Here is a 12,624-nt window from a genome sequence, read left to right as displayed (position 1 = left end):
CGGTTTAGGCTCGAGCCATGATCGAACCCACACACGATGTCGTGATTGTCGGAGGCGGGCACAACGGCCTGACCGCCGCCGCCTACCTGGCCCTGGCCGGCAAGTCCGTGCTGCTGCTCGAGCGCGATGATCACCTGGGCGGGGCGGCCATCTCGGCCGAGGCCTTCGCCGGGATCGATGCCCGCCTCTCCCGCTACTCCTACCTGGTCAGCCTGCTGCCGGAGCGCATCATCAGCGAACTCGGCCTCTCGATCGGGCTCGCCCGGCGCCGCTACTCGTCGTACACCCCCGACCCGTCCGACACGACCGGCGGCCTGCTCGTGGACCGCGGCGATGACGCCGCCACCCGCGCCTCCTTCGACCGGGTCGGCGCGGCCGGGGACTTCGACGCCTGGAACGCGTTCTACCGGGGCACCGAGCACGTCGCGCAGGCCCTCTTCCCGACCGTGTGCGAGCCGCTGCCGACCCGCTCGGAGGCGCGGCGCCTCGTCGGCGACGACGCGCTCTGGGACGCCCTGATCGAGCAGCCCCTCGGCCGGGTGATCACCGACCGCTTCGGCAGCGACCTCGTGCGCGGCGTCGTCGCCACGGACGGCCTGATCGGCATCTTCACGGCGCTGGATGACGCATCCCTCGACGCCAACCGCTGCTTCCTCTACCACGTGATCGGCAACGAAACCGGCGACTGGGACGTGCCGACCGGCGGCATGGGCGCCGTCTCCGGCGAGCTCGAGAAGGCCGCCCGCGCGGCCGGGGCCCGGATCGAAACCGGCGCGCGCGCGACCTCGGTCACGCCGGGCGGCGAGGTGCGCTACGAACAGGACGGCCGGGACATCGTCGTCGCCGGCCGGTACGTGCTGGCCAATGTCGCGCCCTGGGTGCTCCAGGGCCTGCTCGCGGATGCGACCGGCGCCGGCACGGCATCCGGCGCCGCTTCCGGCCGGGCCGTCGCCAAGCCGGAGGGCGCCCAGGTCAAGGTGAACCTCTTGCTCACGCGGCTGCCGAAGCTCCGCGACGCGACCGTCTCGCCCGAGGCCGCGTTCGGCGGAACGTTCCACATCAACGAGACCTACGACCAGCTCGAGCTGGCCTACGAGCAGGCGGCCGGCGGCGACATCCCCGACCTGCTGCCCTGCGAGATCTACTGCCACTCGCTCACCGACCCGAGCATCCTGGCGCCGGACCTCGTCGCCGCGGGCGTGCAGACGCTCACCGTGTTCGGCCTGCACGCCCCCAGCCGCTGGCTGACCGAGGAGAACAACGACGCCCTGCGCGAGCGGCTCCAGTCCGCCGTGCTGGCCTCGCTCAACTCGGTCCTCGCCGAGCCGATCGAGTCGCTGCTGCTCACGGATGCCGCGGGCAACCCCTGCGTGGAGACGAAGACCGCGCTGGACCTCGAGCACGCGCTGAACATGCCCGGTGGGAACATCTTCCACGGCCCGCTCGACTGGCCCTTCCTGGAGGACGACGCCCCCCGGGGCACCCCGGCCGAGCGCTGGGGCGTGGCGACGGAGCATCCGCGCATCCTGGTCTGCGGGGCCGGCGCCCGGCGCGGCGGCGGCGTCAGCGGGATCGGCGGGCACAACGCGGCCATGGCCGTCCTCGAGGGCTGAGGCGGGCCGGCCCTTTGACATCCGGGGCCCGCGGGCCGGGCCTCTGGCATCCGGAAGGCGGAAGGCATAGCCTCATAACAGGTACCCGATCACTCACCGCGGAGGTCGCCATGTCAGCAAAACCCACCGGTCGCCTCGCCCACCGCAAGGACGGGCTCTACCTGATGCTCGACCGGCTGTTCTCCGCGCCGGCCGTCGACGTCTGGGCCAGCCTCACCCGGCCCGACGAACTCGAAACCTGGATCGGCACGTACACCGGCTCACCGCGCACCGGCGCCGTCAAGTTCCGGATGACCGCCGAAGACGACGCCGAGTGGGAGTTCGTGAGCATCCTCGAGTGCACTCCCCCGTACCGCTTCGAGGGCGACTTCGGCGAGGGCGAAAACGAATGGCGTGCCCTGGTGCACCTGAGCGAGGCCGACGGGATGACGACCCTGACCTTCGGCCAGCGCCTGAACAGTGCCGCCGAGGCGGCCACGGTCGGCCCAGGCTGGGACTACTACCTCGACCGTCTGGTGGCGGCCCGCACCGGTCAGGCCCTGCCCGAGCGCGAGCACTACATCCCGGCCCACGCGAAGTACTACAAGGAACTCGTGGTTCCGAGAAAGTCGGCCTGACTCCCCGGCAACCGCGGTTGAGTTGCGGACAAAGTACCTTCATCTCGCCCGGGAAGGTACTTTGTCCGCACCTCAACCATCAGGCGCGGCGCTAGGGCCAGACGCTGGGCGCGGCCGCGCGGGTGGGCGGCATCGCCACGTCCGCGCTCCAGTCCAGCAGCCACTGCGGGACCGCGTTCGCGGGCGGGGCGCCGACCGCCGCGACCAGCTCGTCGATCCCCACGACGCCGCCGGTGCGCTTGAGGAAGCGGCCCCGGATGTAGCCCTGCGCGTAGATCTCGGGCGTCCCGTCGGCATCCGGGCGCACGAAGCGCTGCTCGAGGTAGACGGCCTTCGCGTCGTAGCCGAGGATGCGCGACTCCACCGTGAACTTCTGCCCGAGCGTCAGCGACTTCCGGAAGCTCATCGTCTCGGACACGACGACCGGATACCAGCCGCGCGCGACGAAGATCGCCCAGATGCCCGTGCGGTGCAGCATGTCGAAGCGCGCGATGTCCATGATCGACAGGTACACGCCGTTGTTCATGTGCCCGAGGATGTCCTGGTCGGTCGGCAGCGTGATGAACCGGGTACGGGCGACGTCGTAGTGGCCGAGGCGTCGGCCGAAGCGCGAGCGGACGGAGTGCAGGAGGGTGCGCAGCAGCATATGCATCCTCGCAGGCTAGCGGGACGCGCCGGATGCCCCCGCCCCGGTTGTGCGAGCCCCACAAGCATCCCGCCCGGCGCGAGGCCTCCCGTGCACGACGCCGACAGTCCAGGGGCCACGACCCGTGGCCCGACGGTCGACGGCCCACCGGGCCGTCGACTCCGGCGTGCTCGTTACGCGGGAACCTCGCGCTGCTCGACGCCGTTGTAGACCGACAGCGGACGGATGAGCGCGTTCGCGGCGCGCTGCTCCATGATGTGCGCGGTCCAGCCCACGATGCGGCTGGCGACGAAGAGCGGGGTAAAGGTCTCGGTGTCGAAACCCATCACGTGGTACGCCGGGCCGGTCGGGTAGTCGAGGTTGGGCTTGATGTCCTTACGCTTTGCCATGGCCTCCTCGAGCGCCGTGTACAGCTCGAGCAGGTCGCGGCGGTCGTAGTGCTCGAGCATCGCCTCCATGGCGCGGCGCATGGTCGGCACCCGGGAGTCGCCGTTCTTGTAGACGCGGTGCCCGAAGCCCATGATCTTGCTCTTGTTCGCGAGGGCGCGTTCGAGCCAGTCGTCGACCTTGTCGGCCGTGCCGATCTCGCCGAAGGTGTGCATGACGGCCTCGTTCGCACCGCCGTGCAGGGAGCCCTTGAGGGCGCCGATCGCGCCGGTCACCGCGGAATACAGGTCGGACAGGGTGGAGGTGATGACCCGGGCGGTGAACGTCGAGGCGTTGAAGGAGTGCTCGGCGTAGAGGATCATCGACACGTCGAAGGCCTCGACGACGACGAGTTCCTGCACCTCGCCGTGGGTCATGTGCAGGAAGTTGGCCGAGTAGCCGAGGTCGTCCCGGGGTTCGACGAGGTCGAGCCCGTGGCGGCGGCGCTGGTCGTAGGCGACGATGGCGGGCAGCTGCGCGAACAGCCGGATCGCCTTGGCCAGGTCGGCCTCCGGCGAGGAATCGTTCGCCTGGGGGTCGCGGGCGCCGATGACGCTGACGGCCGTGCGGACGACATCCATCGGGTGCGCCGTCATCGGCAGTTCGTCGATGACACGGTGCACGGCCGGGTCGAGGTGACGCAGGGACCGTTCGAGTTCCTCGAACTCGGCCAGCTGCGACTCGGTCGGGAGCTCGCCGTGCCAGAGCAGGTAGGCGACCTCTTCGAAGCTGCGGCGGTCCGCCAGTTCCTGCACCGGGTAGCCGCGGTAGAGCAGGGAGTTCGTGTCGGAGTTGACCTGCGAGATCGCGGTGTAGTCGACCGGCACCCCGGCCAGCCCCTTGTAGATCACGGGCGTGGCCGCCTGGGCGCCGACAAGCGTCGGGGCCACGGCCTGCTGTGTTTCGGTCATGTTGGTCCCCTAGCGCTTGATCTGGAAGTTGAAGCCGTTGGTGTCGAACCGGTTATAGGACTCGTAGTCGAGAAGTTCGTAGAGATCGGCGCGGTGCCGCATCTCGCCGAGCACGGGTTCCAGGGTGCCCTGGCCGATCAGCACGTCAAGCCCGCGGACGGCTGATCCCATCCCCAGGCGCAACAGCGAAACCGGCCAGATCACCATGTTAATACCGATGTCCGCGAGCTGGTCCACCGTGAACAGTTCGCTCTTTGCCGAACTCGGTCATGTTCGCCAGGATCGGCACGTCGACGGCGGCGTGGAGCATGGTTAGAAGAAGCCCTTCGGCATCGGCGCGGTCGCGAGCAGCCCGGGCCTGGCGACGATGGTCAGCTGGCCGATGTCGTGGGCGGACAGCTCGGGCAGGCGCTGGGCCAGGTCGAGGAAACGGTCGATCTCGTCGGCCTCGAGCACGTCGGCGGCGAGGGTGCGGAACTTGTTCACGTACTCGTCGCGGCCGAACGGACGGGCGCCCAGCGGATGCGCATCCGCCACGGCGATCTCGTCGCTGATGACCTCGCCGGTGCTGAGGGTGATCACGACCCGGCCGCCGAAGGCCTTCTCCGCCACGTCGAGGGAGTGGTACCGGCGGGTCCACTCGGGGTCTTCGACCGTGCTGACGCGGTGCCAGAGGGCGAGCGTGTCCGCGCGGCCGGCGCGTTCCGGCGAGTAGGAGTCGACGTGGTGCCAGCTGCCGTCCTGCAGGGCGACGGTGAAGATGTACGGGATCGAGTGGTCGAGCGTCTCCCGGCTGGCCGTCGGGTCGTACTTCTGCGGGTCGTTCGCGCCGGAGCCGATCACGAAGTGGGTGTGGTGGCTGGTGTGGATGACCACGGAGGCGATGGCGCCGGGGCTGAGGATCTCCGGGTGCTGGTTGTGCAGCTTGCGGGCCAGGTCGATCCAGGCCTGGGCCTGGTACTCCGCCGAGTGCTCCTTCGTGTAGCTGTCGAGGATGGCGCGCTTGGCCTCGCCGCGCTCGGGCAGCGGAACCTGGTAGCCGGCGGTCGGCCCGTCGAGCAGCCAGGCGATCACGCCGTCCTCGCCCTCGTAGATCGGGGTGGGGCTGGTCTCGCCGCGCATGGCGCGGTCGACGGCCTCGACCGCCATCTTGCCGGCGAAGGCCGGGGCGTGCGCCTTCCAGCTGGAGATCTCGCCCTTCCGCGACTGGCGGGTGGCGGTGGTCGTGTGCAGCGCCTGGCCGACGGCCTGGAAGATCGTCTCGGCGTCGAGGCCGAGGAGCGAACCGATGCCGGCGGCCGCGGACGGGCCGAGGTGGGCGACATGGTCGATCTTGTGCTCGTGCAGGCTGATCGCCTTGACCAGGTCGATCTGGATCTCGTAGCCCGTGGCGATCCCGCGGACGAGGTCGAGTCCGCTCAGCCCCCGCAACGTGGCAAGGTGCTGGGCCGCGGCGGTGATCGGCGGGATGTTGTCGCCCGGGTGCGAGTACTCGGCCGCGAGGAAGGTGTCGTGGTAGTCGAGCTCGCGCACGGCCACGCCGTTGGCCCAGGCCGCCCACTCCGGGGAGACCCGGATGGCGGCATCCGGGCCGAAGACGTTGGCGCCGTCGCCGCCGGTGGAACGCGGGTGGGAGAGCGCCTGGGACCGTGCGGAGACGACCGGGCGGCGGGTGAGCGACGCGGCGGCCACCGACGCGTTGTCGATCACCCGGTTGATCACCATCTCGGCGACCTCCGGGGTCACCTCCACCGGGTCGGTCGCGACCTCGGCGATCTTCCAGGCGAGCTGGTCGCGGCGGGCCAGGTTCTCGTCGCTTCTGTGGACGCGCACATCATGGAGCTTCACAGGGAAAATCTACCGGCTGCGGCTGGGAGTTGCTGAAGCGTCCGGCGGCGGCACCTGGATTACCATCGGAACATGGTCCCCCTGCCCAACCTGCTGACGTTCATCCTGGCGTCGATCGCGCTGATCGCGCTGCCGGGCCCGACCGTGCTCTTCGTCATCGGCCGCTCGCTCGCCCTCGGCCGGGTGGGCGGCTTCCTCAGCGTGCTCGGGAACGCGATCGGCATGGCCCCGGTGATCGCGGCGGTCGCACTCGGGCTGGGCGCGCTCGTCACGAACTCGATCGTGCTGTTCACGATCATCAAGTTCGTGGGGGCGGGGTACATCGTCTTCCTCGGCATCCAGGCGATCCGGCACCGGCGCGCGGCCGCCACCGACATCGGCGTGAGCCTGCGGGCCAAGTCCCGCTGGCGCCTGGTCAGCGAGGGGTTCGTCGTTGGGCTGAGCAACCCCAAGTCGATCGTCTTCTTCGTGGCGGTGCTGCCGCAGTTCGTCGACTACCGGGCGGGCGCGGTGCCGCTGCAGATGGCCACGCTCGGCCTGGTCTTCCTCGTGCTGGCCCTGCTCGGCGACAGCGTCTGGGCCCTCGCCGCCGGGTCGGCACGGGACTGGTTCGCCCGCTCGCCCAGGCGGATGGAGCAGCTCGCGGCGGGCGGCGGCGTCATGATGATCGGCCTCGGCGGCGTGCTGGCAGCCACGGGCGCCAAGGCGTAACCGACGCCACGCGCGGGCGGCGGCACCGGCCGCCCCGCATCAGACCGCGGCGGCGGCCGTCACGGGCAGGGCGGCGACCTTGCGCACGAACGCCCCCAGCTGGCGGTAGACCTCCTGCGACTCGGGATGCTTGGCATCCTGCTGCCAGGTGTGGTGGGTGTTGGCCCGCTTGCGGTCGTAGATCAGCGTGTCGACCTGGATCGACCGGCGGCGGAGGGCCGCGATGAAGTTGAGGTTCGCCCGGTAGAAGTAGTCGCGTTCCGAGGTGGTCACGAACACCGGCGGGAAGCCGCTGTCGAGCCATTCGATCGGCGACATGAACCGAGCGGCGGCGCGCAGGGCGAGGCCGCGGCCGCGCTCGGGCAGCAGCATCTTGAGAAAGTTCAGGCTCAGCACGAAGCCGCGTTCGAACATCACCGAGATGTCGGCGATGCTGCAGTGCTGCACGAGGCCGCGGAGATTCTCCGGGGCGACGTGCGGCTCGATCCCGTAGTAGGCGGCCAGTTCCGGCTCGTTGACGGATGCCGCCAGGAGCGCGGCGATGTGCCCGCCGGCGGAGTCGCCGCCGAGAACGATCCTTGTCGGGTCGCCGCCGAAGTCGGTGATGTTCTGCGCCACCCAGTCGAGGACCGAGTTGCCGTCCTCGAGCATGTGCTTGAGCTGGAAGCGCGTGGCCATCCGGTAGTTCGCGTTGACGACGATCATGCCGTCCGCGGCCTGGCTGGCGGCGTACTTGGTGAGCGGCGCCTTGTCGCCGGAGGTCCAGCCTCCGCCGTGGAAGTAGATGTAGACGGGGAGGGGACGTTCCGCGTCGTGCGGCACCATGACGTCGAGGCGGTGCTCGCGAATGCCGTCGCCGTCGTAGTCGATGTCGAAGGTGTAGTCGACGCTGTCGATCGGTTCCTCGTTGAACTTGTGCAGTTCGCCGGGGAGGATGCGGTGCATGATCGCCCGCCACATCCAGACCGGGACGCGGCTCAGCGCCGTTTCCTTGTGGCGCTTGGGCTTGACGGGGGCAACGGGGGTGCGAGGGACGGCGACGGTCATGCGGCGGAGCTGTGGGTCTGGATCACGGATTCACTGTAAAGGTCGCATCCGTGAACAAGCTGAGAGCACCTCAGGTTAGGCTGCTCCCCCGTGCACGCCGATCGCCTCGAGCACCGCGTGCGCGAGCGTGTGCGTTGGCAGGGCCGCCGCCAGGTCGGCCGGCGTCGCGTCCGGGTCGAGGCCCAGGTCGGCGACGTCGACGGCGTGCACGGCGAAACGGTAGCGGTGCGGTCCGGTGCCTGCGGGCGGCCCGGCGCCGAAGAACGCCCGCTGCCCGGCGTCGTTGGGCAGCGTGACCGCCCCGCCCGGCAGCCGACCGCCCGCGGCGCCGGCGTCGGCGCCCAGCGCCGTGACGGCTGCCGGCAGGTTCGCCACGGCCCAGTGCCAGAATCCAGGAGGGGCGGCATCCGGGTCGAAGACGGTCACGGCGAAGCTCTTCGTGCCCGGCGGGAAGCCCGACCAGGACAGCTGGGGCGACACGTTGGCGCCCCCGGCCCGGTGGTTGTACTGGGCGGCGCCGAGCGGGCCGTGGGGCGCCAGGTCCGTACTCGACAGGGTGAACGGCGGGTCTGTCGTGGTCATGCGGGCAGCCTAAGCCCGAGTCGCCGATCCGCGAAGGGCACGCCGGGTTCGCAGGCGGCGGCGCGTAAAATGGCCTGGTGGCCATCCCGAAAATTCTTTTGTACTACGTTTTCACCCCGCTGGCCGACCCCGAAGCCGTTCGCCTCTGGCAGCGCGACCTCTGCGAGTCGCTCGGCATCCGCGGCCGCATCCTGATCTCCCACGACGGGCTCAACGGCACCGTGGGCGGCGACCTCAAGGCCCTCAAGCGCTACGTGCGGAAGACCCGCGACTACCCGGCCTTCAAGCAGATCGACTTCAAGTGGAGCGAGGGCACGGCGCTGGACGCCGACGGGCGGAGCCTCGACTTCCCCCGCCTGGTCGTCAAGGTGCGCGACGAGATCGTCAGCTTCGGGGCTCCGGGCGAGCTGACGGTGGACGCCGGCGGCGTGGTCGGCGGCGGCAGGAAGCTCGCCCCGGCCGAACTGCACCGGTTGGTCGCCGAACGCGGCGATGACGTGGTCTTCTTCGACGGGCGCAACGCCTTCGAGGCCGAGATCGGCCGGTTCGCCGGCGCGGTGGTTCCGGATGTCTCCAACACGCGCGAGTTCGTAGCCGAACTCGACAGCGGCAAGTACGACCACCTCAAGGGCAAACCCGTCGTGACCTACTGCACCGGCGGCATCCGTTGCGAGGTGCTCAGCGGGCTGATGGCCTCGCGCGGCTTCGGCGAGGTCTACCAGCTGGAGGGCGGCATCGTGCGGTACGGCGAAGCGTTCGGCGACGACGGACTCTGGAACGGCTCGCTCTACGTGTTCGACCAGAGGATGTCGGTCGACTTCAGCGACCACACGAGCGTGATCGGCCACTGCGCGGTCTGCGGCGAGCCGACGAAGAACATGCTCAACTGCCGCGACCTCTCCTGCCGGGAGCAGCTCGTCGTCTGCCCGGGCTGCGTCGCCGAGGCCGCGCCGGCCTGCGCCGCGCACGCTGCCAGCCCGGCGGCTCCCGCATCAGCCCCCTCCCGCGGTTGAGCTGCGGAGAAAGTACCTTCGTTTTCGTCGGGAAGGTACTTTGTCCGCACCTCAACGGGCGGGGCGAGGTCCTGGGCGGGCGGGGGCGCTCGTGCGCTGGGTGGACTTCGAGCCGGAAACCGGGGAGCTTCCGGCCGCCGCGGTGGCGGCGGCGCTCACCCAGCGCACGCGCCTGGTCGCCGTCACCGCCGCCTCCAACCTGATCGGCACGCGGCCGCCGATCGCGGAGATCGCCGCGGTCGTGCACGCGGCGGGGGCGCTGCTCTACGTGGACGGCGTTCATTTCACGGCGCACGCCTCGGTAGACCTGGGCGCCCTCGGCGCGGACTTCTTCGTCTGCTCGCCGTACAAGTTCCTCGGCCCGCACTGCGGCGTCCTCGCCGCGGCGCCGGGGCTGCTGGAGAGCATCCACCCCGACAAGCTGCTGCCGTCGAGCAACCAGGTGCCCGAGCGGTTCGAGCTGGGAACGTTGCCCTACGAGCTGATGGCCGGCGCGACAGCCGCCGTCGACTTCCTGGCCGGGCGGGGCGCCGGACCGACGGGCGCGGGGACCCGGCGCGAGCGACTCGTCGCGTCGTCCATAGCCCTGGAGGAATATGAGGACGGGCTGCGGGCCGAGCTGGAACGAGGGCTCGCCGCACTGCCCGGCGCGACCGTGCACTCGCGGGCAGCCGACCGCACGCCGACCCTGCTCGTCACCTTCGCCGACCGGGCAGCCGCGGACGCGTCGCGGTTCCTCGGCGGCCGCGGCATCCTCGCTCCCGCCGGATCGTTCTACGCCCTCGAGGCCTCCCGCCACCTCGGTCTCCGCGACGCCGGGGGCCTGCGGATCGGGCTCGCCCCGTACAACACGGCCGGCGAGGTGTCCCGGCTGCTCGACTCCCTCGGGGAGTTCACGCGCGCCTAGCCACGCCTTCCCGGTGATTGCGGGCATCCGGCCCTAATCTGGGAGGCAGCGGAGGAGGACCCGGATGCCAGTCGGTGCTGTGATCGAGTTCAGCAACATTACGAAGACGTTCGGGCCCGTCAAGGCCGTGGACGATCTGTCGTTCAGCGTGCAGCCGGGGCGGGTCACGGGCTTCCTCGGCCCCAACGGGGCGGGCAAGACCACGAGCCTCCGCATCCTGCTCGGTCTGGTCGCCGCCACGCACGGCACGGCGACCTTCGGCGGCATCCGTTACCGCGACCTGCCGAAGCCCCTGGAGACGGTGGGCGCCGCGCTCGAGGCGGCCAGCTTCCACCCGGGACGCACCGCGCGGAACCACCTCGGCGTCTACGCGATCGCCGCGGGCCTCCCCGCGGCGCGGGTGATGGCCGTCCTGGAGAAGGTCGGCCTCGCCGAGTTCGCCGACCGCCGCGTGGGCGGATTCTCCCTCGGCATGCGCCAGCGCCTCGGGCTCGCGTTCACCCTGCTCGGCGATCCCGGCGTGCTCGTGCTCGACGAACCGATCAACGGCCTCGACCCGGAGGGCATCAAGTGGATCCGCGGCTTCCTCCGCGACATGGCCGCCGAGGGGCGCACGGTCCTGGTCAGCTCGCACCTGCTCTCCGAGGTGCAGCAGAGCGTCGACGATGTCATCATCATCGCCAGGGGCTCGCTCGTGCACCGGGGGCCGCTGTCCAGCCTGGACGAGCACGCCACGCCGCACATCGTCGTCGACGCGCCGGACCGGGACGCCCTCGCGGCCGCGCTCCGCGCCGCGGACGTGCCGTTCACGATCGGGCGCAGCGGCCTGGTCGCCGCCTCGGGCGACCCGGCCCTGATCGGCCACATCGCGTTCTCGGCCGGGGTCGAGCTCAGCGCGCTTCACCGGCAGAAGTCGGGGCTCGAAGAGTCCTTCCTCGCCCTCGTCAACGGAGCGGACTCGCAATGACCACCTTCATCCGGACCGTCGCGTCCGAATTCGCCAAGCTGCTCAGCACGCGCATGTGGTGGATCCTCGCGCTCGTGCTCTTCGGCTACATCGGCCTGCTCGCCGGCGGCCTCGCGGCGTTGTTCGCCGGCATCCAGAGCGGCGCCATCGACCCGAGCGCCGGCGGTGCCGGCGGCCAGGGAGCCCCGCCGCTCGGCAGCATCCCGCCGCTGATCTACAGCTTCGCCTCCTCGGTCGGTTACGTGTTCCCCGTGCTGCTCGGCGCCCTCGCCACGACCGGCGAGTTCCGCCACCAGACGCTCACGCCCACCTTCCTCGCCACACCGCGCCGTGCGGGCGTGCTCGGCGCGAAGACCCTGACGCTGTTCGTGGTCGGCGTTGGCCTGGGCGTGGTCGCGCTGCTGGCATCCGTCGGCATCGGCGCCCTGGTGATGGGCGCCTTCGGGGTCGACACCCTGCTCGGCGACGGCGAAACCTGGACCCTGATCGGGCGCACCCTGCTCACCATGGGGCTGTGGGCGATCATCGGCGTCGGGCTCGGCGCCCTCGTGCCCAGCCAGGTCGCCTCGATCGTGATCGTGCTCGCGTTCACCCAGTTCGTCGAGCCCCTGCTGCGGCTCGCCTCGTCGTTCCTCGACTGGACCGCGCAGATCGCCCAGTTCCTGCCCGGGGCCGCCTCCGACGCCCTCGTCGGCGCCAGCATCTTCACCGGGATGGGCCAGGCCGGCCTGTCGGCCGTCGCCCTCGAGTGGTGGCAGGGAGGGCTGGTTCTCCTGGCCTACGCGGCCGCGGCCACCATCGGCGGGTACTTCGTCAGCTGGAACCGGGACGTCACCTAGGCGGTTGCGAGCACTGAGTTGCGGACAAACCACCTTCGTTTCGCTGGGGAAGGTACTTTGTCCGCAGCTCAACCGCGGGCGCGACGGGATTAGGCTGCCGTCATGGTCATCGCCGCCGCAGTCTTCGTCGCCCTCGCCGCCGCGTTACACGTCTTCATCTTCGTGATGGAGAGCATCTGGTGGACCCGCCCGGCGATCTGGCGCCGCTTCGGCCTCACCAGCCAGGCCGACGCGAACACCACCCGGCCCCTCGCGTACAACCAGGGCTTCTACAACCTGTTCCTCGGCGTTGGCGCGGCGCTCGGCCTGTTCCTGTACTTCACCGACCAGACGGATGCCGGGGCCGCCCTCGTGCTCTTCTGCACCGGTTCGATGGTGCTCGCGGCGATCGCGCTGCTGAGCACGGGCGGAGGGTACCTGCGGGCCGCGGCGATCCAGGGCACGCTGCCGCTCGTCGGCTTCGGGTTGTTCCTGCTGGGCTCGGTCGCGTAGGGGGG

Annotated in this window: 13 protein-coding genes and 1 pseudogene; 8 read left to right on the top strand and 6 right to left on the bottom strand. The window is 70.5% G+C overall.

The window, feature by feature from the left end:
- Positions 1-17: 17 nt before the first annotated feature.
- Together E3O23_RS11115 and E3O23_RS11110 are read left to right on the top strand one after the other, a co-directional pair.
- Positions 18-1,613: a phytoene desaturase family protein gene (locus tag E3O23_RS11115; RefSeq protein ID WP_134490997.1), complete on the top strand. Its 1,596-nt coding sequence runs from the start codon at positions 18-20 to the stop codon at positions 1,611-1,613.
- Between the two features lie 110 nt (positions 1,614-1,723).
- Positions 1,724-2,230 carry an SRPBCC domain-containing protein gene (locus E3O23_RS11110; RefSeq protein ID WP_134490995.1) on the top strand — a complete coding sequence of 169 codons (507 nt, stop codon included), beginning with the start codon at positions 1,724-1,726 and terminating at the stop codon, positions 2,228-2,230.
- A gap of 91 nt (positions 2,231-2,321) precedes the next feature.
- On the opposite strand, the gene E3O23_RS11105 is transcribed toward E3O23_RS11110, so the two are convergent.
- From E3O23_RS11105 to E3O23_RS11090, 4 genes and pseudogenes are all read right to left on the bottom strand, one after another.
- Positions 2,322-2,882, bottom strand: a complete 561-nt coding sequence (locus E3O23_RS11105) for an acyl-CoA thioesterase (protein ID WP_134490993.1) — start codon at positions 2,880-2,882, stop codon at positions 2,322-2,324.
- Positions 2,883-3,049: 167 nt separating this feature from the next.
- Complete coding sequence (locus E3O23_RS11100; protein WP_134490991.1) at positions 3,050-4,213, bottom strand: bifunctional 2-methylcitrate synthase/citrate synthase; 1,164 nt, start codon at positions 4,211-4,213, stop codon at positions 3,050-3,052.
- Between the two features lie 9 nt (positions 4,214-4,222).
- A pseudogene (locus E3O23_RS11095) lies at positions 4,223-4,511 on the bottom strand (methylisocitrate lyase); the annotation flags it as partial.
- 14 nt (positions 4,512-4,525) lie between these two features.
- Positions 4,526-6,061, bottom strand: coding sequence for an MmgE/PrpD family protein (locus E3O23_RS11090; RefSeq protein WP_134490989.1), 1,536 nt, complete (start codon positions 6,059-6,061; stop codon positions 4,526-4,528).
- Between the two features lie 72 nt (positions 6,062-6,133).
- Between E3O23_RS11090 and E3O23_RS11085 the strand changes: the two genes are divergently transcribed.
- Entirely contained in the window at positions 6,134-6,772 is a 639-nt protein-coding gene (locus E3O23_RS11085; RefSeq protein ID WP_134490987.1) for a LysE family translocator, read from the top strand.
- Positions 6,773-6,811: 39 nt separating this feature from the next.
- Here E3O23_RS11085 and E3O23_RS11080 read toward each other — a convergent pair whose 3' ends face one another.
- Both E3O23_RS11080 and E3O23_RS11075 read right to left on the bottom strand, forming a co-directional pair.
- Positions 6,812-7,819: an alpha/beta hydrolase gene (locus E3O23_RS11080; RefSeq protein WP_241983443.1), complete on the bottom strand. Its 1,008-nt coding sequence runs from the start codon at positions 7,817-7,819 to the stop codon at positions 6,812-6,814.
- A 75-nt stretch (positions 7,820-7,894) separates the two neighbouring features.
- Positions 7,895-8,401 (bottom strand): YbhB/YbcL family Raf kinase inhibitor-like protein, encoded by a 507-nt coding sequence (locus E3O23_RS11075; protein ID WP_134490986.1) that lies wholly within the window; start codon positions 8,399-8,401, stop codon positions 7,895-7,897.
- Between the two features lie 77 nt (positions 8,402-8,478).
- Between E3O23_RS11075 and trhO the strand changes: the two genes are divergently transcribed.
- The 5 genes from trhO to E3O23_RS11050 all read left to right on the top strand — a co-directional run bounded on the left by trhO (position 8,479) and on the right by E3O23_RS11050 (position 12,619).
- Positions 8,479-9,414 carry an oxygen-dependent tRNA uridine(34) hydroxylase TrhO gene (trhO, locus tag E3O23_RS11070; protein ID WP_134490984.1) on the top strand — a complete coding sequence of 312 codons (936 nt, stop codon included), beginning with the start codon at positions 8,479-8,481 and terminating at the stop codon, positions 9,412-9,414.
- Positions 9,415-9,505: 91 nt separating this feature from the next.
- A complete protein-coding gene (locus tag E3O23_RS11065) occupies positions 9,506-10,321 on the top strand; it encodes an aminotransferase class V-fold PLP-dependent enzyme (RefSeq protein ID WP_241983442.1) in 816 nt (271 codons plus the stop codon).
- Positions 10,322-10,385: 64 nt separating this feature from the next.
- Positions 10,386-11,288, top strand: a complete 903-nt coding sequence (locus E3O23_RS11060) for an ATP-binding cassette domain-containing protein (RefSeq protein WP_134490980.1) — start codon at positions 10,386-10,388, stop codon at positions 11,286-11,288.
- On the top strand, positions 11,285-12,127 hold the full coding sequence (locus E3O23_RS11055; protein WP_134490978.1) for an ABC transporter permease: 843 nt from the start codon (positions 11,285-11,287) through the stop codon (positions 12,125-12,127). The genes E3O23_RS11060 and E3O23_RS11055 overlap by 4 nt, the downstream gene beginning before the upstream one ends.
- A 102-nt stretch (positions 12,128-12,229) precedes the next feature.
- Entirely contained in the window at positions 12,230-12,619 is a 390-nt protein-coding gene (locus E3O23_RS11050; RefSeq protein WP_134490976.1) for a DUF1304 domain-containing protein, read from the top strand.
- Positions 12,620-12,624 lie beyond the last annotated feature (5 nt).

The organism is Cryobacterium tagatosivorans, from assembly GCF_004402215.1.
Classification (GTDB): domain Bacteria; phylum Actinomycetota; class Actinomycetes; order Actinomycetales; family Microbacteriaceae; genus Cryobacterium; species Cryobacterium tagatosivorans.
This window is presented reverse-complemented; position numbering and strand designations above follow the sequence as displayed.

Coding starts and splice junctions, on each gene's coding strand:
- E3O23_RS11050 (WP_134490976.1), top strand. CDS start 12,230: ATGGTCATCGCCGCCGCAGTCTTCGTCGCCCTCGCCGCCGCGTTACAC.
- E3O23_RS11060 (WP_134490980.1), top strand. CDS start 10,386: ATGCCAGTCGGTGCTGTGATCGAGTTCAGCAACATTACGAAGACGTTC.
- E3O23_RS11075 (WP_134490986.1), bottom strand. CDS start 8,401: ATGACCACGACAGACCCGCCGTTCACCCTGTCGAGTACGGACCTGGCG.
- E3O23_RS11110 (WP_134490995.1), top strand. CDS start 1,724: ATGTCAGCAAAACCCACCGGTCGCCTCGCCCACCGCAAGGACGGGCTC.
- E3O23_RS11055 (WP_134490978.1), top strand. CDS start 11,285: ATGACCACCTTCATCCGGACCGTCGCGTCCGAATTCGCCAAGCTGCTC.
- E3O23_RS11115 (WP_134490997.1), top strand. CDS start 18: ATGATCGAACCCACACACGATGTCGTGATTGTCGGAGGCGGGCACAAC.
- E3O23_RS11080 (WP_241983443.1), bottom strand. CDS start 7,819: ATGACCGTCGCCGTCCCTCGCACCCCCGTTGCCCCCGTCAAGCCCAAG.
- E3O23_RS11085 (WP_134490987.1), top strand. CDS start 6,134: ATGGTCCCCCTGCCCAACCTGCTGACGTTCATCCTGGCGTCGATCGCG.
- E3O23_RS11105 (WP_134490993.1), bottom strand. CDS start 2,882: ATGCATATGCTGCTGCGCACCCTCCTGCACTCCGTCCGCTCGCGCTTC.
- E3O23_RS11100 (WP_134490991.1), bottom strand. CDS start 4,213: ATGACCGAAACACAGCAGGCCGTGGCCCCGACGCTTGTCGGCGCCCAG.